At 36.8% G+C, this 24,846-nt stretch carries 26 protein-coding genes, 2 pseudogenes and 1 CRISPR repeat array; of the genes and pseudogenes, 22 read left to right on the forward strand and 6 right to left on the reverse strand.

The features are described from left to right. Positions 1–26: 26 nt before the first annotated feature. The 5 genes and pseudogenes from moaCB to AWW78_RS05700 form a co-directional block, all read left to right on the forward strand. Positions 27–809, forward strand: a pseudogene (moaCB, locus tag AWW78_RS05685) (bifunctional molybdenum cofactor biosynthesis protein MoaC/MoaB); the annotation flags it as partial. Then, positions 806–1,549, forward strand: a complete 744-nt coding sequence (locus AWW78_RS05690; protein WP_047133306.1) for a sulfite exporter TauE/SafE family protein — start codon at positions 806–808, stop codon at positions 1,547–1,549. The pseudogene moaCB and the gene AWW78_RS05690, both read left to right, overlap by 4 nt. Further along, complete coding sequence (locus AWW78_RS10280) at positions 1,531–1,962, forward strand: MoeA family protein (RefSeq protein WP_082349294.1); 432 nt, start codon at positions 1,531–1,533, stop codon at positions 1,960–1,962. The genes AWW78_RS05690 and AWW78_RS10280 overlap by 19 nt, the downstream gene beginning before the upstream one ends. Positions 1,963–2,044: 82 nt before the next feature. Then, entirely contained in the window at positions 2,045–2,749 is a 705-nt protein-coding gene (locus tag AWW78_RS10285) for a molybdopterin molybdotransferase MoeA (protein ID WP_082349293.1), read from the forward strand. 106 nt (positions 2,750–2,855) lie between these two features. Continuing rightward, positions 2,856–3,740, forward strand: a complete 885-nt coding sequence (locus AWW78_RS05700; protein ID WP_075427170.1) for an AAA family ATPase — start codon at positions 2,856–2,858, stop codon at positions 3,738–3,740. Between the two features lie 20 nt (positions 3,741–3,760). Here AWW78_RS05700 and AWW78_RS05705 read toward each other — a convergent pair whose 3' ends face one another. The 5 genes and pseudogenes from AWW78_RS05705 to AWW78_RS10995 form a co-directional block, all read right to left on the reverse strand. Continuing rightward, a complete protein-coding gene (locus tag AWW78_RS05705; protein ID WP_047133308.1) occupies positions 3,761–4,111 on the reverse strand; it encodes a HepT-like ribonuclease domain-containing protein in 351 nt (116 codons plus the stop codon). Further along, on the reverse strand, positions 4,104–4,400 hold the full coding sequence (locus AWW78_RS05710; RefSeq protein ID WP_047133309.1) for a nucleotidyltransferase family protein: 297 nt from the start codon (positions 4,398–4,400) through the stop codon (positions 4,104–4,106). Before AWW78_RS05710 ends, AWW78_RS05705 begins: the two co-directional genes overlap by 8 nt. A 136-nt stretch (positions 4,401–4,536) precedes the next feature. After that, the gene (locus tag AWW78_RS05715; protein ID WP_218059847.1) at positions 4,537–4,737 is read right to left on the reverse strand and encodes an ATP-binding cassette domain-containing protein; all 201 of its coding nucleotides are present in this window, start codon (positions 4,735–4,737) and stop codon (positions 4,537–4,539) included. A gap of 186 nt (positions 4,738–4,923) precedes the next feature. Next, the gene (locus AWW78_RS05720; RefSeq protein WP_075426143.1) at positions 4,924–5,706 is read right to left on the reverse strand and encodes a two-component regulator propeller domain-containing protein; all 783 of its coding nucleotides are present in this window, start codon (positions 5,704–5,706) and stop codon (positions 4,924–4,926) included. 69 nt (positions 5,707–5,775) lie between these two features. Next, positions 5,776–5,919: pseudogene (locus AWW78_RS10995) on the reverse strand (two-component regulator propeller domain-containing protein); the annotation flags it as partial. Positions 5,920–6,827: 908 nt separating this feature from the next. Between AWW78_RS10995 and AWW78_RS05735 the strand changes: the two are divergent. The 5 genes from AWW78_RS05735 to AWW78_RS05755 all read left to right on the forward strand — a co-directional run bounded on the left by AWW78_RS05735 (position 6,828) and on the right by AWW78_RS05755 (position 8,590). Further along, entirely contained in the window at positions 6,828–7,088 is a 261-nt protein-coding gene (locus tag AWW78_RS05735; RefSeq protein WP_047133311.1) for a hypothetical protein, read from the forward strand. A 3-nt stretch (positions 7,089–7,091) separates the two neighbouring features. Further along, positions 7,092–7,298: a hypothetical protein gene (locus AWW78_RS10650; protein ID WP_047133312.1), complete on the forward strand. Its 207-nt coding sequence runs from the start codon at positions 7,092–7,094 to the stop codon at positions 7,296–7,298. A gap of 20 nt (positions 7,299–7,318) precedes the next feature. Beyond that, entirely contained in the window at positions 7,319–7,675 is a 357-nt protein-coding gene (locus AWW78_RS05745) for a hypothetical protein (RefSeq protein ID WP_047133313.1), read from the forward strand. 93 nt (positions 7,676–7,768) lie between these two features. After that, positions 7,769–8,149 (forward strand): hypothetical protein, encoded by a 381-nt coding sequence (locus AWW78_RS05750; protein WP_141653899.1) that lies wholly within the window; start codon positions 7,769–7,771, stop codon positions 8,147–8,149. 72 nt (positions 8,150–8,221) lie between these two features. Continuing rightward, a complete protein-coding gene (locus tag AWW78_RS05755; protein WP_047133315.1) occupies positions 8,222–8,590 on the forward strand; it encodes a hypothetical protein in 369 nt (122 codons plus the stop codon). A 257-nt stretch (positions 8,591–8,847) separates the two neighbouring features. Here the strand turns inward: AWW78_RS05755 and AWW78_RS05765 are convergent, their stop codons facing one another. Further along, positions 8,848–9,144 (reverse strand): PfkB family carbohydrate kinase, encoded by a 297-nt coding sequence (locus AWW78_RS05765; RefSeq protein WP_075427168.1) that lies wholly within the window; start codon positions 9,142–9,144, stop codon positions 8,848–8,850. Then, positions 9,145–11,228: a CRISPR direct-repeat array (repeat unit 30 nt; unit sequence GTTTAAATTCCACACTGGTTCGATGCTCAC). Between the two features lie 473 nt (positions 11,229–11,701). On the opposite strand from AWW78_RS05765, the gene AWW78_RS05770 reads away from it, so the two are divergent. The 12 genes from AWW78_RS05770 to AWW78_RS05825 all read left to right on the forward strand — a co-directional run bounded on the left by AWW78_RS05770 (position 11,702) and on the right by AWW78_RS05825 (position 24,555). Next, positions 11,702–12,694, forward strand: a complete 993-nt coding sequence (locus tag AWW78_RS05770; RefSeq protein WP_047133318.1) for an AAA family ATPase — start codon at positions 11,702–11,704, stop codon at positions 12,692–12,694. Next, complete coding sequence (locus AWW78_RS05775) at positions 12,687–14,372, forward strand: helix-turn-helix domain-containing protein (protein ID WP_047133319.1); 1,686 nt, start codon at positions 12,687–12,689, stop codon at positions 14,370–14,372. Before AWW78_RS05770 ends, AWW78_RS05775 begins: the two co-directional genes overlap by 8 nt. A 26-nt stretch (positions 14,373–14,398) precedes the next feature. Continuing rightward, positions 14,399–15,247 (forward strand): DNA-methyltransferase, encoded by an 849-nt coding sequence (locus tag AWW78_RS05780; protein ID WP_047133338.1) that lies wholly within the window; start codon positions 14,399–14,401, stop codon positions 15,245–15,247. Beyond that, on the forward strand, positions 15,231–16,307 hold the full coding sequence (locus AWW78_RS05785; protein WP_047133320.1) for a hypothetical protein: 1,077 nt from the start codon (positions 15,231–15,233) through the stop codon (positions 16,305–16,307). Before AWW78_RS05780 ends, AWW78_RS05785 begins: the two co-directional genes overlap by 17 nt. Positions 16,308–16,684: 377 nt before the next feature. Continuing rightward, positions 16,685–17,014: a nucleotidyltransferase domain-containing protein gene (locus tag AWW78_RS05790; RefSeq protein ID WP_047133321.1), complete on the forward strand. Its 330-nt coding sequence runs from the start codon at positions 16,685–16,687 to the stop codon at positions 17,012–17,014. A 10-nt stretch (positions 17,015–17,024) separates the two neighbouring features. Continuing rightward, on the forward strand, positions 17,025–17,207 hold the full coding sequence (locus AWW78_RS11000; RefSeq protein ID WP_047133322.1) for a HEPN domain-containing protein: 183 nt from the start codon (positions 17,025–17,027) through the stop codon (positions 17,205–17,207). Positions 17,208–17,598: 391 nt separating this feature from the next. Beyond that, positions 17,599–18,858: a DNA methyltransferase gene (locus AWW78_RS05800; RefSeq protein WP_047133323.1), complete on the forward strand. Its 1,260-nt coding sequence runs from the start codon at positions 17,599–17,601 to the stop codon at positions 18,856–18,858. Beyond that, positions 18,837–19,520 carry an MjaI family restriction endonuclease gene (locus AWW78_RS05805; protein WP_047133324.1) on the forward strand — a complete coding sequence of 228 codons (684 nt, stop codon included), beginning with the start codon at positions 18,837–18,839 and terminating at the stop codon, positions 19,518–19,520. The genes AWW78_RS05800 and AWW78_RS05805 overlap by 22 nt, the downstream gene beginning before the upstream one ends. 477 nt (positions 19,521–19,997) lie before the next feature. Beyond that, complete coding sequence (locus tag AWW78_RS10295) at positions 19,998–21,134, forward strand: tetratricopeptide repeat protein (protein WP_082349301.1); 1,137 nt, start codon at positions 19,998–20,000, stop codon at positions 21,132–21,134. Positions 21,135–21,170: 36 nt separating this feature from the next. Next, positions 21,171–22,505, forward strand: coding sequence for an AlbA family DNA-binding domain-containing protein (locus AWW78_RS05815; RefSeq protein WP_047133325.1), 1,335 nt, complete (start codon positions 21,171–21,173; stop codon positions 22,503–22,505). A 354-nt stretch (positions 22,506–22,859) separates the two neighbouring features. Next, on the forward strand, positions 22,860–23,648 hold the full coding sequence (locus AWW78_RS05820) for an alpha/beta fold hydrolase (protein WP_047133326.1): 789 nt from the start codon (positions 22,860–22,862) through the stop codon (positions 23,646–23,648). A 199-nt stretch (positions 23,649–23,847) separates the two neighbouring features. Continuing rightward, a complete protein-coding gene (locus tag AWW78_RS05825) occupies positions 23,848–24,555 on the forward strand; it encodes a type II CAAX endopeptidase family protein (RefSeq protein ID WP_047133327.1) in 708 nt (235 codons plus the stop codon). Positions 24,556–24,846: the final 291 nt, after the last annotated feature.

Here is a 24,846-nt window from a genome sequence, read left to right on the forward strand (position 1 = left end):
AATCTGAAAGATAAGGAGATCTATTTGAAATTTCGAAAGCAGTTTCTGCTTTTTCAGCGAAAAAGACATCAGAAATCTTTCCCTTCTGTCATAACATTCCTATTGAATGGGTGGGATTTGAGCATAAAATAGAAGATAACAAAATAATAATCGAAGTTACAGTTAAAACGATTGCAAGGACTGGTTGTGAAATGGAAGCCTTATTTGCTGTTTCTTGTGCAGCTCTTAATATATACGATATGTTAAAACCGATCGATAAAGATATTGAAATTAAAGAAATCAAACTTATTGAAAAGAAAGGTGGTAAATCAGATTTTAAGGAGGAAATCCCTGAAGATTTTAAAGCAGGTGTTCTTGTTATTTCTGATTCAGTTTACGCAGGGAAAAAAGAAGATAAAGCGGGAGAATTTATTGCTCAGAGTCTTAGAAATATGGGGGTTAAAGAAATTGAATATAAAATTGTCCCTGATGAACCTGAGATGATAAAAGAAGAGGTTCTGAAGTGGTGTGATAAAAATTTCAATCTTGTCGTAACAACAGGAGGAACAGGGCTTTCACCAAGGGATAAAACTCCCGAAACGATAGGACTACTCATAGAAAGAGATATATCACAAATTATGGAAATGGCGAGAGTTTACGGTTATGAACGAACTCCATATTCAATGTTTTCAAGGGGTATTGCAGGTATAAGGAATAAAACGCTAATTTTAACATTACCAGGTTCAACTAAAGGTGCAAAAGAATCAATGAACGCAATTTTCCCTTATGTTTTTCATATTTTTAAAATAATGGAGGGTAAAGGACATTGATCTATCTATACCCTTTATTCTTTCTATTTGCTTTTCTTTATTCAATAGTAGGGCTTGGAGGAGGAAGTGCATATACTGCTCTTTTGGGAATTTCAGGAATAGATTATAGATTTATACCTTCAACTTCACTTTTCTTAAATGTAATTGTTACATTAATTGGTTTTTTAAATTATAGAGTTCATATTGATTTTAAGAAAAGAAAGATTTTTTTAATTCTTTTATATGCTTTTGCAATTTTTGGGGTCACCCTGGGTTCACAAGTCGATTTGGGCAAAAAGCTTTTTTTCACAGTATTAGGCATAACCCTCTTAATTTCATCCCTTATTTCTATCTTTAGAGATGTACTATTAAAAGATAAAGAGCGAGAACTTGAAATGAAAAGTTATATCCTCGTTTTAATATTTGGATTTTTATTTGGTTTTCTTGGAGGTCTTGTAGGGATAGGGGGAGGGATTTTTTTGTCGCCGATTCTTTTGATTGCTGGTTTCCCTGTAAAGGAAATTGCAGGAATAACATCTCTTTACATATTTCTAAATTCCTCTTTTGGATTTATTTCCCATTTTTTAAGGGGAAATATAAATCCTAATATAATTCTGCCTTTATCTCTCTTCGTTTTAACAGGAAGCCTTCTAGGTTCATTTCTTGGTTCTTTTAAATTCAAACCTATTTTGATCAAACGAATTCTAACATTAATTATTTTAGCAATAGGAGGTAGAATATTATGGCAGGGTATTACATAACTTTCGAAGAGGCAAGAAAACTTTTAGAAAAGAATTTGTTTTTGCTTGATTCTGTTAAAATCCCCGTGAAAGATGCTCTTTCTTACATACTTGCGGAAGACATACGTTCTCCAATAAACCTGCCACCTTTCACAAGTTCAGGAGTTGATGGGTTTGCGGTAAGATTCAATGAATCAGAAAAGAATGATAAGTTTATCCTAAGGGAAGAAGAGATAAAAGCAGGTGATTATAGAAAAATAAATTTAAAAAAAGGAGAAGCTATCAGAATTTTTACAGGCTCTCTCTTGCCTTTAAATACTGACGCGGTTGTAATGCAAGAATTTGCAGAGATTAAAGGAAATATTTTATATGTTAAAAATCGGAATGCAGATTTGATTTCAGAAGATAAAAAGGGGGGAGAATATAAGACGTGAGGGTGAGGAAATTAAAAAAGGAGAAAAAGTTCTTGAAAAGGGAACATATTTAAATCCAGCAGGAATCGGATTTTTAAGTGCGATGGGGATAAAAGAAATAAATGTAATAAGAAAGCCAAGGGTTTATGTGATAATTACAGGAAATGAACTTGTAGAACCCGGAGAAAAACTTGAAGAAGGGAAAATCTATGATGCAAATTCCTTTTCACTATATTCTGCATTAAAATCAGCAGGGGTTGAGGAAATTGAAACAAAGAGAGTAAAAGATGATTTTGTAGAAGTAAAAAAAGAATTTTACAAGGCACTTGAATTTGCAGATATAATTATTTTTTCAGGTGGAATTTCAGTAGGAAAATATGATTTTGTAAGAGATTTAATGAAGAAGGAAAGGGTTGAAACAATTTTTTATAGAGTTAGACAAAAGCCAGGTAAACCTTTATATTTCGGCAAATTAAACAAAAAACTAATTTTTGCATTACCTGGAAATCCTGCTGCTGTTCTTGTTTGCTTTTACGAATATGTTTATCCTGCGATAAGGGCACTTTCAGGCTTTAAAAATATATTTTTGCCCGAAAAAGAATTTGTTCTTTTAAAAGAGATAAGAAAAAAAACCGATAGATTATGGTTTTTAAAGGGAAAAATTAAAGGGAACGGAGTTTTGCCTCTTGATTTTCAGGAGTCTCATATGCTTTCTTCCTTTGCAATAGCAGATTGCCTAATCCTTGCTCCAAGAAATAGAAAGTTCATCAAAAAGGCTGAGAAAATTAAAGTTCATCTTTTATATTGAAGATAAAAATTACCATCCCTTGACACGATAAATGAAACAAAGTCTTATTGGAGACAAGCTATATTAATTGGCTTTTGCATCCAGCGCAATGGAATTCTAAACTTATATGGTATCTTTACTTTTAGTAGGTGCTTTATCTAATGTCTCTTATGTAAACTTGACTTTACACTCCTCCCTTGCTAAATTAATCCTGAAACATAAAACACAAATTAAAAAACTAAACACCTTGTACATCTGCAAGGTCTGCAAAGACACGCAACTTTCATTCACACTCAAATGCCGAACTTGCGCCAGTTTCCTTTCACTTGAAAAAATTATACCTGAACCCCAAATCCTAACTCTCGATGAACTCGAAATAACTGAAATAAGAAAACTCAAAACCCCAATAGATGAAAACCTAAACGAAGGCCTCCCTCTCGGATCAATGACAATTCTTGCTGGCGTCCCAGGAGCTGGCAAATCAACCCTTGCCCTTGAAATCATAAACCAAATCTTACTTACGGAACAAATCCCTGTGCTTTACATCTCTTCAGAGGAACCACCAGAGATGATAAAGATAAGAGCCCTAAGATGCGCACCTGAACTAATTCACAACGACAATTTTAAAATACTTTGCGAAACTATTATCGAAAGGATAAGAGATGCAATAAAATCAGTCTTGACTTCAGAAGACATGATCATAGTCCTTGACTCAATAAACGCTGTTGTTGCTGGAAAATCAAAATCTGCCCCTGGATCACCATCAAATATCATAAAAGCATTGAACATGCTACACAACTTCAGAAAAACACAGGAATTTAAACCAACATTTTTAATCATATCCCACGCAAACAAACAAAAAGCAATAGCTGGACCGCTCACACTTCAACACATGGTTGACATAGTTTTATTCCTTGACATTGAAAAAGACAACTCAAGAACCTTAACAACCCTAAAAAACAGATTCGGTCCCGCTGGAATAAAAACAACCCTAAATCTTCCCCCTTATTGATCTCCCCTATATCCCTCTACTTATCCTCCTAAATCTTTTAAAATCGCCTTCGCTATTAGTTCTAACTCAGGAAGTTTTGTTTGGATAACATCCCAAACTATTTCAAGGTCTATCCCAAAATAATCATGAACTATAACATCCCTGAATCCTGCAATCTTTCTCCACTCTACTGAATAATTCTTTTTGATTTCCTCTGGTATGTTTTTTACTGCTTCCCCAATATTTTCAAGAGATTTTAAAACTGCGTAATAAATCAAATCATTCTTATAAAACTCTTCAAAACTTTTTATGTCTTTAACAAATCGTCGAATCCTTTCTATTTCGTCCAATATATCCTCAAGATATAACTTTATATCTCTCTTCTTAGACATACACAACCTCTTTTAAAATATACTCTTTCAACTTTGGCTTGATGGCAGATTTTATCACGAGATCAACCTCAACCCCAAGCAAATCCTCAAGATAAAACTTTAAATCCATATAATTATCAAATGTCTTTTTCCCTTGTTCAAACTCCACAAGTACATCTATATCACTAATTTCACTCTGCTCTCCCCTAACATAAGAACCGAAAACACCAAGCTCCTTAACCCCAAACTTTTCCCTTATCTCATTTAGATGGCTTGAGATGACCTCTTTTATTTCTGCTAAACTTCTCATAATGACACCTTGCATAATAATTTTACCTTTACTCTCACAGTAAGCGAATCCCCTATCAAATTTTCTTTAAACATAAGAACACTTGAAAAATTTTGTTTTTACTTTTTTATAAAATATACAAAAATCTTTAAAAAATTTAACGTTCCCCCAAAAATGACTTTCTAATTTCATCATTATTAAGAAGATTTTCTCCTTTACCCTCAAAAGCAATTTTCCCAATCTTAAAAACATAACCTCTGTCAGCATATTCCAAAGCCATTCTTACATTTTGCTCTACCAGAAGAATTGTAGTCCCTTCCCTATTGATCTCCTTTATTTTCTCAAATATAATCTCCACATAGTTCGGTGAAAGCCCCAAAGAAGGTTAATCCAGTAAAAGAAGTTTTGGCTTCAACATCAAAGCCCTGCCAAAGTATTAAACTTTCCCTCTCTATTTATAGAAACGGATCAGGGATGAGTCACCTCACCCACCTCAACTGTGCCACATCAAAAGACTATTAATATATCTCTTAAATGTTAAAATTTATCCACCTACAAGTATTAATAAAATAATCAAAAGAGCCCAACCCAACCATACAAGCATCCCTTTCCCTTTTTCTTGCTCTTCTATTATTATACCCATATCTGGACTCTTTTCAGCAGAGCCAGTTAAAACAACCTTGAAAACATTATCAGGATATGAATTACTATAAACAAACACTGTATCAACATGAGAACCCGAAGAACTCGGACTAAACTCAAAACTTAAATTAACAGAATCCCCAGGATTTAAAACTATCGGCAGTTTATTTAAAAGTTTAAATGAACTACTTCTTACGCTTACATCTGTAATCCTTAATTCAGACCCACCATCATTGCTAACCTTGAGACTTAAACGATTAACCCCTCCTAAACGAAGTTTACCAAAATCGAGTTTATCACCGTAAAAATAAGCATACGGCTTTGGAAATAACTTCACTCCGCTCTCCTGATATACCGCAACTCCACCATTCGTCCCAATCCATTTAGTACCTTCGGAATCTATTGCTATAGTATAAACATTATCACTTGGAAAATCTAAACTTGATGTTTTGTAAACAGCCCAATTTACGCCATCAAATCTCGCTAACCCTTCATTTGTTCCAATCCATTTGGTGCCTTGTGAATCTATCGCTATAGCATAAACATAATTACTCGGCAAACCTGAATTTAAAGTTTTATAAACAGTCCATCTCACCCCATCAAACTTTACTAATCCTTCATTTGTCCCAATCCATTTGTTACCCTGTGAATCTATCGCTATAGTATAAATATAATCACTCGGCAAGCCTGAACTTGATGTTTTATAAACAATCCATCTTACACCATCAAATCTTGCTAATCCCCCTCCATATGTCCCAATCCATTTGTTTCCCTGTCCGTCTATCGCTATTGCATAAACATTATTACCTGGCAGTCCTGAACTTAAAGTTTTGTAAACTGTCCAATTTACGCCATCAACAAATTTTGCTAATCCTCCATTTGTCCCAATCCAAAGGATAACCCCGGTGGCCTTGCGTCCGCACTAATTTTATTTAGTGCAGACGCTTAAATTTTCTGCCCGCCTTTGAAATCGCTCCCTTTGACTTCGTCAAAGAGAGCGTAAAAATTTTTAAAAACTCCCACCGCCCACCCCCAATCACACTAACTTAACATCCGCTTCGTGCCACTGCTTTGGCAGTGTCACGCCTTTTGCAAGTCCTAACGGACGGCAAAAGACGCTCAACAATAAATCACAACATAAAACAACCTCACCGAAACATCTTCAACCAACCCAAAATATTTCCACCCGCCAATGAGAAAAAATTAACCCCCGAAACTCTCCAACATCCCCAACGCTTTCCTCACTCCCGACCCTTTCTGCAAACCCCGTTTTTGTGTTTTGCCCCCGCAACAAATAACAATTTAAGCGGGCACGCTCCGCCTAAAGGCTACGCTTTCCGCTCGGTCCTCGCAGAAAGCCTTAACACTAAATCCAGCCATTTGAAACGGCAGGCACGGTCTTGACAGGACGCTCGCCAAAGGCTCGCTTGGGCACTTCTGCCCACCTGTCAAGACCAAGGCGAGCGTGCCTGCCTTTACCCGCAACTTAACCTTCGCTTCGTGCCACTGCAAAGCAGTGTCACGCCTTTTGCGGTCCTAACGGACAGCAAAAGACGCTTAACAATAAATCACAGCATAAAACAACCGCAACCGTCGGCGGGCTCGGTCTTGACAAGACGCTCGCCTCTCGGCTCGCTCGGGCACTCCTGCCCGCTTGTCAAGACCAAGACGAGCGAGCCCGCCTCCAAAGGCTTTCCGCTCGGACCTCGCTCCAGCCCGCTTGTGTAGTAATTAGGTTGCGGGGGCAAAACAATTGCCTTTTTGCTGTTTTGCTCTTTTTTAAAAACAAAATTTTTTGATGCGAAAATGAAATATCGTGAAGAAATTATCACTATCACCGTCGCACAGGTTAAACCCCGTGGCTTGGTCGCTTCAGACGGGCGTTTCTTTGCGTTCCCAAAGCCTTTACCTCTTGTCTCTGAGATTATTCAGCCTGGCGATGTGGTCTCGTTCGTTAGATTTCGCACACCATACGAGATTATTTATGCCTGTGGCAAAGATCCGAAAGCAACGCAAAAATGCAAGTCTCACATAAAACAAATCTTAAAAATTCAAAAAGGGGGCTGAGCCATGCAAGAAAAGAGATTAAGCAACCTGATTATCGACAAGTTTTACTTTGAGCTTTTTACTTCACATCTACCAAAGCAATTAGAAGAACAAGAAAAGAAATGTGACGGTTGCGGAGCCTCGGAAATCCACCGTGAAATCATTTCACCATTGCAAGTAAAAGTTTGCATCTGTGAAAAGTGCTGGAATGAATTTCTATCAAACTCTTAAACAAAAATAGGAGTCAAGAAATGAATTTCGTTGATGAATTCATTGAGTATAAAAAGAGTTTAGAAAGGGAATTAAAAAATGTCAGTGAGTTATTTATCGCTGAAGTAAGCCAAGAAAGTCTGAAGTTATCGCAATGGCGTCAAGATTTACACAAAAAGGGCTGGAGTATTTTCTTTAAAGTCTATTACTTAAAGAATGGGGAAATTAAAGAGTTAAAAATCGAAAGGTTTAGATACTGGGATTATGAAGGGAACGACTGCTTTTTCTACTACGGTTGGGCAAGCCGAGAAGAAAAGATCAAGCGGTTTCTCGATGAATTAAGCGCGTGGCTTTTCAACTACAAAGGCAAATTCAAATTTAAACTAATGTCAAACTAAAAAGGAGATGCTACCATGATTAAACAAATTAATTCAAATCAAGCCTTCTCAAACAAATCACAAAACAATGTTAAACAAAATATGGAGAGTGCCATGATTAAAAGAATTAACTCAAACTCTTCGGCGTCCCCGGTCTCAAGCGAAGTTATCACCGGGATAGTTCAACAAGTGAATGATCGCGGTATAAAAGTCGGAGATCGCTGGTATAATTATAGCAAATTCCTTGCTGAAAAACCCTCTATCGCTGTAAATGATACCGTTAAATTTGCTGTGTCAAATGGCTTTATAGTAAACTTTATCGCTGTTGAAAAGCCAACCGAACCGAAACCATCCGAAAGGGAAACTCAATTGCTTGAAGCCTTGAGAAGTGCTGTCAAAATCGCATCAACCCTTGAAGGTGAAGTCTCAATCAAGTTTTCTACTCAAGATATTATAAAACTTGCTCTAACGCTGTTTATTCAATCTGATCGCTAAAAACTAAACTCGGCGGGCTCGTCCCGCCGGGATCTTTAAACTAAATGTCAAACTAAAAAAGGAGATACTACCATGAAGAAATTAGAAGAAATCAAAACGGCACAGGAATATAACGAATATGTCAATCAAGTAAAAATGCAAGCCTTTGTAAGACTTGTTGAAATTAGAAAACTCATCCAAGAATTGCAAAAAGAAGAAGAACAAATCAAAGACTGGGCGCTTGATTATGTGCGTGATGTATTGATGAGAGATGAAAAAAGCGCTGATTTTGATGTTAATGGAATAAAGGTTAATGTGACAATAAACTATAGAAAAATTTTCCAATACCCAGAAGAAATCCTGAAACTTGAAAACGAGCTGAAGCAAAAAAAGAAACTTGCCGAGCTTGACGGCTCAGCTAAACTTTTAACACTCAACCCTTACCTTGTCCTTAAGTTCTAAAAAACAAAAAGCCCCGGTGCTAAGCCGGGGCTTAAATTTAAAAACAAAAACCGGGGGTTTTGCTCCCCCGGCGATAGTTAAACTAAAAGGAGGAAGCCATGAGAGAAGACTCATAGCTAAGTTAAATATAACAAATTTTTTAAACGAAAAGCAAGTAACCTGTCCACCACTCCAAAAAGAACTGAGACAAAGAGAAGCTCACTGAACTTGACAGAACCGCAAAACTTATAAGCCTTAAGTAGCTGTTAGCCCGAGAATTATCTAACAATTCGACCTGTTCCGGGACCAGTAGCTAATGCTTCTATTTCTTGAATTGACAATAAACCAAAATCTCCCGGTATTGAGTGAACTAAACATGAAGCTGCTACTGCAAACTCTAAGGCATCTTTGGCATTGGCATTTTTTAAAAAGCTATAAATTAACCCGCCACAAAAAGCATCACCACTCCCAACTCTGTCTACAACATGAATTGTATATTTCTTTGATTGATAAAAATTTCCATTATCCCACAAAACGGCTGACCAACACGGCAAAAACAGTGTAATTTTTGCCATGTTTAAATTCCACACTGGTTCGATGCTCACTCTTCCAAATTTTATAGTTATCAATCCTGAAAATTTGTTTAAATTCCACACTGGTTCGATGCTCACGAATGAAATCCGAAAATAATGAAACATATGTTCTGAGTTTAAATTCCACACTGGTTCGATGCTCACACTTTAAAGACAAACCCTTATGCAAAGGGACAGGCACCGTTTAAATTCCACACTGGTTCGATGCTCACTCCAATTCAGCCGTTGCACCAATTTGAGTTTCGTGCTGTTTAAATTCCACACTGGTTCGATGCTCACCTGTCTTCATAAGCCTCGGTAATAGGTGTTGAACTGATAATGTTTAAATTCCACACTGGTTCGATGCTCACCCTGTTAATCTCATCTGTTTCGCCAAGCAAAATTTTGTTTAAATTCCACACTGGTTCGATGCTCACAAATCAAAAAAGAGAATGAAAATGCAAAATCAAAAAGTTTAAATTCCACACTGGTTCGATGCTCACTGGAGTTTCTACAGGGGCATTTATAATGACAAAAGAGTTTAAATTCCACACTGGTTCGATGCTCACTATTCAATTGCAATTTCCACAACTGGAGTTAAAGGAGTTTAAATTCCACACTGGTTCGATGCTCACTCTATTGTCATAGCGTAAAATTTTCAGACAAATATGTTTAAATTCCACACTGGTTCGATGCTCACCACATAATACTCTCTTAAACAATATAATTTTTCAGTGTTTAAATTCCACACTGGTTCGATGCTCACCACATAATACTCTCTTAAACAATATAATTTTTCAGTGTTTAAATTCCACACTGGTTCGATGCTCACCACATAATACTCTCTTAAACAATATAATTTTTCAGTGTTTAAATTCCACACTGGTTCGATGCTCACCACATAATACTCTCTTAAACAATATAATTTTTCAGTGTTTAAATTCCACACTGGTTCGATGCTCACTTCTTACCGAGAAAATTTCTACCAGAAATCCTTCTGTTTAAATTCCACACTGGTTCGATGCTCACACGACGCTTGCGTTGAAATTATGTTTGATGTAGCAAGTTTAAATTCCACACTGGTTCGATGCTCACATTGTCAAATAAATCAATCAACTTATAATAATCGTCGTTTAAATTCCACACTGGTTCGATGCTCACGCCAATTTGATAACTTATATTTTCGCTTTTATAAAGGTTTAAATTCCACACTGGTTCGATGCTCACTTCTTTGACCCAATCAAGGGCTTTAAAAATTTAACTGTTTAAATTCCACACTGGTTCGATGCTCACTATGAAGCTTCAATATATAAAGAAATCCCAAAGAAAGTTTAAATTCCACACTGGTTCGATGCTCACCTGCAATATATTTTACATGTTCCCAAGTCAATTCATCGTTTAAATTCCACACTGGTTCGATGCTCACTGAAAAGTTTAATGGTGATGAAAATAGAGCCAAATCAGTTTAAATTCCACACTGGTTCGATGCTCACTATAAGTGCAAGCGAACTCGCTGAAATTCAAAACGGTTTAAATTCCACACTGGTTCGATGCTCACTGGGGCGTTCGCCTGACTATGCTGATGCTTTTGTAAGTTTAAATTCCACACTGGTTCGATGCTCACTCAATAATTTTCCCGATTAACTTTAGTTAATCGCTGTTTAAATTCCACACTGGTTCGATGCTCACCCGTGCTTGCGCTATCTTGTTTATTTGAGAACTCGTGTTTAAATTCCACACTGGTTCGATGCTCACTTGTTCCAACTCCAAAAGAAGTTGTGTTTGAACGAAGTTTAAATTCCACACTGGTTCGATGCTCACAATAAAACCTTCAAAATCATCCATTCGGGCAAATTTGTTTAAATTCCACACTGGTTCGATGCTCACATGTCTCGCTAAATTCAATCGGAATAAATTACAAATACGTTTAAATTCCACACTGGTTCGATGCTCACTTCCCAAAAAGTCTGCAGAAACTCACATTTATCACTGTTTAAATTCCACACTGGTTCGATGCTCACGCACTAATTCACCCTCTATTTCCTTATCTCTTAATTGTTTAAATTCCACACTGGTTCGATGCTCACTCTCCAAAAACTACAAAATTTTACACAGAAAATCAAATTTTTCCAACCTAAATTAAGTCGCGGAGCAAAATGCAAAAATATACAGCCCGCGACTAAGAGAAAACTGATTAATTTTTTTCAAACTTTCAAATATTAATATTTAACCGCTAAACTTAATCCCCCAAAATCCTGTCCGCGACTAAATTATTCTACTTCACTGCTATCCTCACATCAACTAAAACTCCTCAAAACCGTGTGCTCATTTCTTAACATCTTCAACTCACCATAAAAATTTATCAAAACAAATATAATAAATCAAGCGCCCACAACTTCCCGCCCTCAACCCTTTCACCCTCTCATAGTCACTATCCTCCCCACCCCAAATTACCACCCTACCCTCTTGACTTTTAAATTTTTAAGTTTTATCTTTTGGAAAAAACTAAAAAATTTATATATTAGAAACGAAAATATTTAAAACAATTTCACAAAAAACTATGAAAAAATTTAAAATCAAGGAATTTGCCCAACTCCTAGGCTACCACCCCCAATATCTCCGAGTCCTCGAAAAAGAAGGAAAAATACCACCAGCAAGAAGAGACCCGAAAACGAACTGGAGATATTACACACTCCAAGATCTGATCGAAGCAAAAAAACAACTCGGCATCCCTGTCAATGAAAAACCTACTATCCAAGTCTTCATAAATTACAAAGGTGGTACCGGAAAATCAACTATAGCATCAAACTACGCATATAACCTTGCTCAACTCGGCTTCGAAGTCCTCGCAATCGACCTCGACCCACAAGGACACCTGACACGATCACTCGGAATCCCAGACGAAGCCTCAAGAACACTCCCAACAATCATGGACGGCATCACCAAAGGCGATATCTCAACCTCCATCATCTCCATCAAAGATAACCTCCTGCACCTCATACCAAGTAATGTCAACCTAACCATCTTCGAAAAATATCTTCAACAACAAAGCATCGCCGTGGAAACTAAACTATATAAACTACTACAACCCATAATGCCTAAATATAACTACATCATTATTGACTGCGCCCCGAGCGTCTCCCTCGCAAACATCAACGCAATGGTCGCCGCAGACGATATAATAGTCCCAATCATCCCAGACTTCCTCTCATACGACGGACTAAACCTCCTGTTCAAAGATATAAGCGCCCTTAGAGAAAACGCAACTATGTACCATGCCAGACAAATTAGAATCATCGTCAATAAATACGATCAACGCCTCTCAATCGCTGACATCCTCATAAAAACACTCAAAGAAGAATATAAAGATATGCTCCTTAATTCAATAATTCGACAAGATGCAACGGTGGAAAGAGCGCAGGCAAAACTTCTGACCATCTTTGAATACGCAAAAAGAAGCAAATTTGCACAAGATATAATTAGCTTCACACATGAGATGCTCGAAAACGAAAAGAAATTTACATTAAATACAGTGGGGGCAAAAAATGACTAAGAAATCTAAACGGAAGAAAAAAGCCAAGCAAGATGACTACATAGGCTTTAAACTTATAAAGCCAGTCCCCCAAGACTCGCTCTTGCCCGACTATGAAAGACTCAAGAACCTTAACCTTCCTGCAGCTCTTAAAGCAACTTATCTTACTAAAACCATTGAAAATCAATCAGATAATGAACTTTCTGAACGATACCAGTCTCAAAATGATACTGGTATCAAAATGACACCAGTATCAAAAAGAGACCAGTATCAAGATGATACCAGTATCGAAATGATACCAGTATCAAAACAAGACCAGTATCAAAATGACACTAGTATCGAAACGACACCAGTATCAAAAAGAGACCGGTCTCAAAAAGAGAAAAAACAACCCGAACCGATCAAAATTAAAGAAATACCTGATACAGTAAGTGAAAAACTCAAATTTAAACCCGGATTCTTCTCACAATGGGAAACCTCAATATTCAACGAACTCAGAAAAATTCTATCAAATAGCGAATTCAAAATCTATACGGTCCTCTTCGAAAACTCCTGGGCTTTCGGGAAAAATATAACAAGCATAATCGGCTACCAAACCATAGCTGAAAAAACAGGCTTAAGCAGAGCCACAGTCATAAGAAGCATAGAAAAACTCATAAAAAGAAAAATCATAGAGAAAAGAACCTCGTTCAACAACCTCGGCACAATCTATAAAGTAAACCTCCCAGAAGGCGCAGAAATACAACCAAACGAAATCCAAAGTAGGGGAGAATCAACATTCACCCAAGATGATGACGAATCAACATTGACCCAATCACCACCAGCCCAATCGACACTTCCTCTATTGGATGTCCCAGACGAAGAAAAGTTTATCTTCGAAAATAACCTGATCAAAGTCAAAACCCAAGAAGAAATCATAAAAACGCTCAAATCAAAACCGTTCTCACTTAAAGACGATATTATACAACAAATAATAAAAACAACATCGCCACAACTCATCTCTCTAAAAATTGAAAACGCACTCTTCAACTACCACAAAAACTTGATAAAGAAACCCGGCGAATGGCTAATTCTTTCAATTTTCAACAAATACAAAACATCAAAACAATTCCTCAAACACCTCAAGGGCAAGCTTGAAGCCAATGCGCGGGCAAATCCCGATTTGCCCCGACCATTAGATGAACATTTAATAAAAACTGTGTTCGGCTACTACACCAAATGGCTAAGAGTCATTCCAACAAAAGAAACACTCATCAAAGAACTTGAAAGATATAACATACCAGACCAAATGATTAACGATATAATTAAAACCTATCCCCCTGAATATATCTTCTTTCAGATAAAGCACGCCGACTCCCAAGCCCACAAACTCAAAGACCCCACCGCTTGGCTAATCAACGCAATCCAAAAAGTATATAAACCCAGTAGGGAATTCGCTAAAAAAATAGAAACACAAATAAAACAACTCGAAGAAGAGAGAAAACAAATTGAAAGGGAAAGGGAACTCCAACAAGAAAAAATGGAAATCGAACGAGCGCTCAACTACTTCAAAACCCTCCCAGAAAAAAACCAAAAAGAGCTCATAAAGATCGCTGAAGACGAACTAAAAAAACTCAACATAACCCCAGAAACCCCTGGCTACAAAACCAACCTTGACTTCAAAATCGCCCAACTAATAAAAAAACTGTATAACACTTGAACCTCAACAAACCGAAAGAAGACGCCATGACGCACCATAAGCTGATAATTGGAAACTGTATGACTATGCAGGAGATCCCCGATGAAAGCGTTCACCTAATGCTCACTTCACCCCCTTATTTTAACGCCCCATTTGACTATAAAGGTTTATTTAAAGATTATGACCAATACTTGGAAATGCTGGATAAAGTTGCTCGAGAAGTGTTCAGAGTGCTAAAAAATGGAAGGATCGCTGTATTAAACATTGATGATATGCTTGTAAATGGTGAAAAATTCCCAATCGTCGCCGACGCTACAAAGATATTTCAAAACGCCGGATTTAGATATAGAGACCGCATTATATGGAAAAAACCCGATGGCTACCTGAGAATAAGCAGAAGAAGTGGAGTTTTATTGCAAAATCCTTACCCGATGTATTTTTACCCAGATAACCTCCTGGAGAGCATCCTGATATTCCAAAAAGGTAAGTTCGATTACAACTCGATACCAAAAGAAACAAAAGAAGCTTCAAAAATCGACATAAAAGAATTTTTAGATAATAAATGGTATATGACACTTTGGGAGATGGTCAATGTCCTGCCTAATTCGCCATTGGAGAAAGAAATCGCCGCTTTCCCCGAAGAACTACCTTACAGAATTATAAAACTATTCTCTTACAAAGGAGAAACCGTTTTAGATCCATTTGTAGGAAGTGGAACCACTATGAAAGTAGCAAGACAACTTGGAAGAAACAGCATCGGAATCGAGATCAAAAAATCCCTAATCCCCATAATAAAGAAAAAAATAGGTTTCGACGGACAATCAAACCTCTTCAATCAAGAAGACACCTTTGAAATAATAATAAGAGAAGAAGGTGAATATGGATGTATTAGCTAAAATAACAGGGATCAAATATACACCATTTCTATGCCGTTCTTTAAATCTGTACAACATCTCAGAACTAGAATCCGCTCTTAATAAAGATTCGGCATTTATTTTAAATGTTCAAAATAAACAACTTGCCTTAAGCTGGTGGGTCTCCCCAAAAAGAACACGGTCTTACCCGTATGCACGAGTTTATGACACTTTAAATTTTCAAGGCAAAAGATTAACTATAATCCCCATTCTAAAAGACGAGGGGAAAGAAGGGGATAGGGATTTTTTACAGTGGGATACCATCTCTTTAATGAGTTTACTTGGCATTTATGTGGTTATCTCTTACTATAAAAGTGCTGAAAGAAGCTCCAAATATAAGCATAAAATCACAAACCAAAAGTTCGATATCCAACACATCGAAGAAGAAATAAACAATCTCTTATCCTACCAATCTGACGCCTTACACTGGAATCTTTCGCAAGTTGAAAAAGTTGGTCAAATCGCTCAAAAAGCACTAAACACATATCAAAGAATTTCAAAAACACTTGACATTGAAATGCACTCAGAAGAAACTGCCCAAAAAAGAATTGACGAACTCCTTAAAGGAAAAGATGCCTTTATGAAACTCTCAAGAGAATTAGCGAAGAAAGCACAAAGTAGGGAATCTATAACAGTTCAACCTAAAGAGCGATTGTCAGGCACTAAAGCCACCCTTACAATTAAAAACTATTTGGGTGGGTATTACTTCTTTACTTGTGATGAGGTAAAAATTGAAGAAGAAAAAATATATTTAATCGAGGGTAAACACAGTAAGCACAGCGCTATTCCGTCGATAGATGACATAAAAGATGGCTTACTAAAAATGATTTTATTCACAAATTTAAAAGAAGTAAAAATCGGGGCTGTCAAATATACACCTATACCAATACTAAAACTTACAACAGATATAAAGTTTTCAATAAACAATTTAAGAAAATCCCAAATTGACAACTTGCGCCTTCTTAAAAAAGAAGCTGAAGTAAATGGCTTCCAAGTGCTTATCAACAATAAAAACTTGTCGCTTCTTCTTCCGAAAGAGTAAATTAGACTTCCATGAATTTTTCTCTTTTATTACCCCACACCCGTCTCAAAATGATACCAGTACTAGTATCAAAATGATACCGGTACTAGTATCAAAATGATACCAGTACTGGTATCAAAATGATACCAGTCCCCCTCAAAAATGCCCCAAGAAACCATTGAAAATCAATCAATTTCAAAAACAGCACAACATATATAACAATAACTATACATATAATATACATACATAACACAGAGCCAATTCACAAATTGCCTAAATTTACCTTTAATGGCCATACCGCATATTAATAACTGCCTGAAAATAAACCACATCAAACTTCAAAATCATCTAACTAATAAAAAAAATTATATAACACCTAAACCTAAAAGGCTTCAAAAATGGATAAGCTAAAAAGAGCAATAGAATGTATAAAAAAGTATAACCCAGAAAAAATCATACTCTTCAGCTCCTACGCTTGTGGGGAAATAGACGAATATAGCAATATGAATTTTGTTGTAATCAAAAGAACTGATAAAAGATTTTTGGAAAGATTGATTGAAGTAGTAAAATTTATAGACAACGATTTAGGTCATGTTAATATTTTTGTATATACTCCTGAGGAATTTGAAGATATGATTAAAACCGCAAACCCTTTTATTCTACAAGCTTTAAAAGAAGGTAAAGTAGTTTACGAATTGGAAAAAGAAAACCAAAATACAGTTAAATAAGAAATAAACTTTGAAATGGCTTGCGCAAGCAGAATTTGACCTTAATTCCGCAAGAATAAATTTTGAAGCCCAAATTTATGCTTATGCCTGTTTTATGTGTGAACAATCTATACCACAAGATATCCAAATGCAGTTGCCCCTCCCGCAATCCCATATCAGTCCTTTACAAAGAAAGAAGCCCAAGAAGCAATAAACCTAGCAACTGAAATTTTTAATTTCGTGAAAAATAAAATTGGGAAGTCGCTGTGAAAGACTCAACCTATACCAAATATACTAAAGCCAGCCTTGCTTCTTTATGCTGTGCACTAATAGGACAGAAAAAGAATGCCTTGAAAAGGGACTATTCGGCACCCAAGAATGGTGTTTCCCTCACCTGAAATCAATACTTGGGAGGTTGAAAAATTTAAAAAATGGACTCAAGAAAGGGGATTGAAAATATGATTTATTTCAAGAATCGCAGAGACCTCTACCTTAAAAAGAGAATTACCATTCCTCACCACCCTTGACAAGCAAAATTTTTTCTAATATATTGTTTTAGTGAACGCAAGACAAACGCAAAATTTAAAAGCAAATAACATCTAAAAATGGTGTTCGCAAAGATAATAATCGGAGACAGCAGGAAAATGATAGAACTTAAAGATAGTAGCATTGATCTGGTTGTCACCTCTCCTCCTTATTGGCACATTAAGAACTATGGTGTTGAAGGACAAATCGGATATGGGCAATCACTACACGAATATCTTAAAAGTCTTTACATTGTATGGAAAGAATGCTTCAGGGTTTTAAAACCTGGAACAAGACTATGCATAAACATAGGAGATCAGTTCTTAAGAGGTATAATTTATGGAAAATATAAAGTAGCACCCTTACATTCTGAACTTATCGTTCAATGTGAAAAGATAGGATTTGATTATATGGGTTCTATCATCTGGCATAAAAAAACTACTATGAACACAACCGGCGGTGCTAATGTCATGGGCTCCTACCCCTATCCGCCAAACGGACTTATAGAAATAGATTACGAATTCATTTTGATCTTTAAAAAACCAGGCAAAAAAACACCACCATCAAAGGAGATCAAAGAAAAATCTAAATTAACAAAAGAAGAATGGAAAGAATACTTCTCTGGACACTGGAATTTCCCCGGCGAAAGACAAATAGAACATGAAGCCATGTTCCCAGAAGAACTACCCAAAAGACTAATCAGAATGTTCACTTTTGTAGGCGATACAGTCTTAGATCCATTCTTGGGAAGTGGAACTACCGTAAAGGCTGCACTAAATTTAGAAAGAAACGCAATCGGTTATGAAATAAACGAAAAATTTCTGCCCATAATCAAGAAGAAAATCGATATAAACCAAAATTTGTTTGAAAATAAAAAAATAGAGATAACAAAAAGAAATCAACAAATAAAAATAGAACCTGTAACGGACTATATCCCCAACATAAAAGACGCAATGCCACAAACTAACCCAGAACTGTTTAAATTTGAACGTGAAAGATTATATACCGTCAAAGAAGTGCTGAGCGAAAATTCCATCAAGTTGGATACAGGCTTGATAGTAAAGTTGTTGGGCGTAAAAATTACTAAAAAAGACGAAGCAAAGCAATATTTAGAAAAATTTGTGAAAGGTAAAAAGGTCTTTCTTAAATTTGATCCCTCATACCAACCAGAAAACAACATAACACCCGCTTATGTATTTTTAAAAAATAAAATTTTCATAAACAAGGAAATGATAAAACAAGGATTCGCAGATATACAAGAGGGGAATTTCCTATACAAGAACAATTTTGCAAAAGTTAAAACATTAGCTGAAAAAAAATGGCTAAAGAATGGATATTGAATATGGCAAATAGCAGATGGGGGCTTACCAAACAAAACAGGGTTGGCCCAGTAGCCGCTTGGATAAGGGAATGTGCCCCTAAGGAAATTCAAGAATGGGAAAATTTCTACTTCAAAAAATTGGAAGATTTCTTAAAAAAGAAAGATATCAACTTGACACCTGCTGAATACTTGCAGGACTTAGGTAAAAAACTTTACATAAAAATAACAGAAGTTTTGAGATCTGAAATAGATGAAGTAACAGAAGAAGAATGTATAGAATATATAAAAAACCTCGTTATAAATAGAACATTTGAGGGTTATATGACTGAGAAAGAAACAATTTACGGACAACTGCAAGAAATTTTAAATATAGAAAACATAAAAATAGAATCAGCACCAGATGAATGGGATAGACTCTATAATGTCGACTTCTTTATAAAAGTAAATGATAAGTATATCGGTTTGCAAATAAAACCTGTGACATTTGAACACGCCCCCGAATTCGCAACCAAGTGGCAGGAAGCATACAAAGTTTCTCACGAAAAATTCACAGAAAAATTTGGCGGAAAAGTATTTATTATTTTATCTGTAAAGAGGGGCAAAGATAAAGTTATATTCAACAAAGAAATCATCGATGAAATAAAAAAAGAAATTGACAGATTAATGACCGATTTCCCATAGGGGCAAATCATGATTTACCCTTTAAACTTTATCTAATTTAACAGGTAAATGGATAAAAAGAATTACCCTTTACTATCTACACCGCTAAGCAAATCCACAAATAAATCATCCCCTAGAAAAACCACTATTAAAACACACTCCTAAAAGCAAACAACTTGAACATCCCAACATAGCAACACAATCCACTTGACTGATGAAAAATTATACAACACCTGAACTCTGAAAATTTCCTGAAAACCGATGCAAAGAAATAAAACACTTAAAGAATTTAGATCTTGACAAGTAAATTTTTTTCTAATATATTGATTATGCGAATATCAAATAAGTGCTGAATTTAAGCGTATCAATACTTAGAATCTTGCTTTTTTATTTTTATCAATATCTGAAAGAAATTGTGAAGAAAAAGACTTTTACAAATATGGACATTTAACAAAAGAACGAATCTAGATCTAAATAAAAAAGAGTGGTGTTTGGGTTATGAAACCGCAAGATAATAAAGGTAGTCACAATTATGTTGCGGTATTTCCTCTTTTAGAACACAATAGAAAATTTAGAAAATTATCAAAGGAGTTTGTGGCGATGACTATGAATTGGAAAAGGATGCTTTTGATGCTACTGTCTCTTACAATTCTTATTTATTCCTTGCCCAATATAGTTTTTGGGGAGGAGAAAAGTTCAGTCAAGAGTATTTACTCCTCAAATACTGCAGTGGGAAGTGGGCTTACTGAGGAGAGCATTGTTAGAGAAGCACAAAGAAGTTTAGATAGAGCTATAAATGTTTTAAATATAGTCGCTACTTTATTAGGTGTCTTAGTGGGAGTGTTAACATTAATATTTGTGTTAGGTAGTGCTTGGGGATTCCTTGAATTTCGTAAGGTATCAAAATTACGAGAGCAAATGGAAAAATACAGAGATGAAGCAAGGAAGGCTGTTGAGGAGGTGAGGGAAGAAGCTGAAAAAGTAAAACCTATTGTTGAAAGGATTAAGAAAACAGAGGAAGAGGTAAACAATTTGAGAAAAGAAATTACCCCTTCACTTATCACCGAAGCTCTCTCAGAAGCACTAAAAAAGAAATTAGATAAATATGGTGAGAAAATCAGACTTCTTGAATTATTTGGGATCCCATTAAAATTTGAGGATTATTATAATCGTGGAATTGAGTTTTATTTTAAAGGTAAATATGAAGAAGCATTGGAATCTTTTAATAAGGTGATAGAACTAAAACCTGATTTTGCTAAAGCGTGGTTTAACAAAAGTGTCATACTTGGTAAACTTGCTCGGTATAATGAAGCACTTGAGGCATGTGATAAAGCAATACAACTAAGCCCTGATTTCGCCGAGGCATGGAATAACAAAGGGGCAATACTCGGAGAACTTGGCAAGTATAAGGAAGCCTTGGAAGCAATTAATAAAGCAATAGAACTAAAACCTGATTATCCCGACGCATGGTATAACAAAGCATGTATATATTCCCTAAAAGGAGATAGGGGAAATGCACTAAAACACCTATCAAAAGCGATAGAATTAAACCCAGAATATAAAGAACTGGCTAAAAAGGACGAGGATTTTAAAATTCTCTGGGATGATGAAGAATTTAAAAATATTACAACTTAAAGAAGGCAAAATTCCTCCAAAGTTTGAGGTTTAATAATGAAAAATATTAAAATCGAAGATAAATACACTGAATTTAAAGAAGAATTTTCAGAGAGCACCCTAAAGACGATCTGTGCTTTTGCAAACACTGAAGGTGGAAAAGTTTTTATCGGCATTAGAGACGATGGCAGTGTAAAAGGTGTTGATATCGATAACAAGAAACTAAGAGAAATAACAGAAAGAATCGTTACAAAATTAGGAATCCACCCCAAAATTCTGATAAAGAAACTTGAAGAAAAACAAATTCTTGAAATATCCGTTGAAAAATCAAATGTTCCCATATCATATGAAGGAAAATATTACGAAAGAGTTGGTAATACAACGCGAGAAATGAGCCCCGAAAGACTGAAAGATTTCTTCCTAAAAACCCAAAATTGGGACGCTTTAACTTTAGAAAATGCAAATTTTGAAGAGATAGACGAAGAAAGTGTGAGAAAATTTATAAACTCTGCAAGAGCAAGGGGAAGATTAACCATTTTTGACGAAAGCTCCGACATCAAGACCATTTTTGAACACCTTAAACTTTCAATCAATGGCAAACTCACCAACGGCGCAATCATCTTGTTCGGCAAAGACCCGCAAAAATATTTTCTAAATGCAGTTTTAAGAGTCGTAAGATTAAAAAATGAAGCCACCATTATAGGCGATAGGTTGATCACAGGAAATCTCTTTAAACAAGTAGTAGAAGGGGAGACCGCAATAAAAAATTTTCTTAATGTAAGATATGAAATTAAAGGACTTGAAAGAAGAGAAATATGGGATTACCCTTTGCCAGCCATAAGAGAAGCACTTATAAACGCTATTATCCATAGAGATTATTTTAAATGGAATGTTCAAACCCAGATCAAAATCTTTGACGATTATATATGGTTTTACAACATCGGCAAACTTCCAGAAGGAATAACAATTGAACAATTAAAAAAGCCACATTCATCCGTCCCGAGAAATCCTTTGATTGTTCACATATTCTATCTTGCTGGATTGATCGAAGAGGTTGGATCTGGCATAGGAAGAATGATCGAAGAGATGAACAAAGCAAACCTTCCAGAACCGGAATTCAAAGAAGAAATGGGCGGATTCTCAGTTTATTTTAGAAAAGATATTTACACTGAGGAATACCTGAGAAACTTGGGATTAAACGAAAGACAAATTAAAGCAGTCATGTATGTGAAGGAAAAGGGGAAGATAACGAACAAGGAGTATCGAGAGATAAATCAAGTTTCTAAACCCACAGCATCAAGAGAACTTGCTATACTTGTAAACAAAAAAATATTAAGACAAGAAGGCATTACTGGAAAAGGAACATTTTATTCACTTATAAAGGGCTCATAAACGGCTCAAACGGCTCATAAAGGGCTCACAAAGGGCTCAAAACAATGATAAAAGGATTATTTAAAAAGTGGCAAAAAAACAAGCTCATCATGAAACTACACAATTGTGGCAAAATATAGATAACAATAGGATTAAGTAGCAAATTCTGCAAACGAAGACCTTTCAGTAGCATTACGGGGTCTATATGAAGCATACTTGGATCTACAAAAATTGGAGTTATATCAAGTGAAGGTATAATTGAAGGTAAAAAATAAAAATTTGCTTTTTACAAGTTTATTTTCTACACTCGAACATAAGACTGATGCGGAATTTAAACATTAGGTGAGCAATTAAGACCAAAACGGAGAAAGACAATTGCCAGAAGTTCAATCGCACGGAATACGCATCAGCTACGACGACTATGGCCAAGGGGAACCAGCGCTTCTATTCATGCCTGGCTGGTGTGCTAGTCGTAGGGTCTTTAATGAACTTGCTCAATACTGTGCTAAACAAAGGCGTACACTTGCTATAGATTGGCGCGGGCATGGACAGTCGGAAAAACCCACCAAGGATTTCGGAGCTAGTGACCTCGTTGAAGATGCCCTTGCTGTGATCAAGGCGAGCCGAGCTGATCTAATAGTGCCGGTTGCACTGGCTCACGCTGGCTGGATCGCTATTGAACTGCGCCGCAGATTGGGTGCTCGTATTCCAAAGATTGTGCTACTTGACTGGCTCGTTCTCGAAGCACCGCCGGCCTTTCTTAAAGCTCTACGATCGCTCCAAGATCCAGCACAGTGGGAGCAAACGCGCGATCAACTTTTCTCCATGTGGCTTCAAGGGCTGAACATTCCGGCGTTGATTAACTTTGTGCGCGAAGATATGGGCTCGTATCCCTTCGAGATGTGGGCTCGGGCAGGTCGCGAAATCAGCAGTGCCTATGCAAAAGCAGGAAGCCCTCTCAAGGCACTAGCCAGCTTGAAACCTCCCGCGTTGGTTTTACACCTGTATGCTCAGCCGGAAGATCCAAGCTACTTGGCTGCCCAACGCTCGTTTAGCGCCACACATCCATGGTTCCAGGTATTGAAACTCGAAGCGCGTAGCCATTTCCCCATGTACGAAATACCCGACGAAATGGCCATGACCATAGAGGTGTTCGTCGTTTGATTCCTAATTCCAGTGTCTAACTACTGCATAGAGCAGATGGCGCTGTGCACTGCACTGTTATATTGGCTGTAAGGAATCAAGGATTCCCCATGGTAATATCGTCTTAAGATCTGACCTCTTGATTTTGATTTTCAAGTTTTATATAATAGCGATATTAGTAAAAAAATGAACAAATGAACTTTCTACTAAGGAGTGATCGATGACTTTAAGTTCAGCAATCCTCGCTCATTTGCTATTCGCTTACACTCTTCTGATCGAACCTATCCTTGGGGTTCGACAGTATCAGAAACTCAAGCAACTCATACAAATAGATCCCTATGCTCGCCAGCGCTTTTACCGCCGTATCCTTATCATCGAATGGACTTTGGCGGTGATCATCATGTTGATCCTTCTTTCTGTACCATCTCCAATGCGAGCAATTGGATTGGTCATCCCACAGTTCAACAGTCTGAATAAAGGATTTCTCTTCGGAGTGACTTTGGGGTTGCTTGTTTCCACTTTGGCTCTGGCTGTGCTGGTCTGGAAGTCTCCAGCTCTTGCACAGAGATTGAGAAAGATGCTGGAATCCGTTGCAGCCTTGCTTCCGGCGACTCAAGGCGAGCGCTACACTTTTGCATTTGTCGCACTCACCGCTGGAATCTGTGAAGAACTTCTCTTTCGCGGCTTTCTGTTATTCTACTTAGCTTATTTCTTCCCGGCACTTCCGCAGTGGGGTGCAATCCTGATTTCATCAGCGATTTTTGGTCTAGCGCATGCCTACCAGGGATGGAAAGGTGTGTTGGGTACAGGACTAATAGGGCTAGTGTTAGCATTTGTATATGTGTTGACGGGAAGTCTTCTGCCGTCTATGCTGTTGCACGCTCTCATTGATCTGCGCATCCTTGTTTTATGGCAACCAACTACATAAACAAGAATCTTAAGGTGTAAACCATGTTGCTCAACTATGTTCCGCCATCCTACGAGTTCAGTGAATATCATAACATCGTGATCCAAGCATCGCCTGATCACGTGTTCACCACTGTCAAACAAATCACACTAAATGAAGTATCTTTCTTTTATGTCCTGTTTATGAAACGCGCTCTACCAACTCCAATACTCCATAAAGTTGGTCTGCCTTTTTGGGGCAAACAATCCATCTTCAAACAAGCGCTGCGGAGAATCAAGGACCATCTCAATCAACCCAACTGTGCTAAGGCTA

This window comes from Candidatus Kryptonium thompsonii, assembly GCF_001535985.1.
GTDB lineage: Bacteria > Bacteroidota > Ignavibacteria > Kryptoniales > Kryptoniaceae > Kryptonium > Kryptonium thompsonii.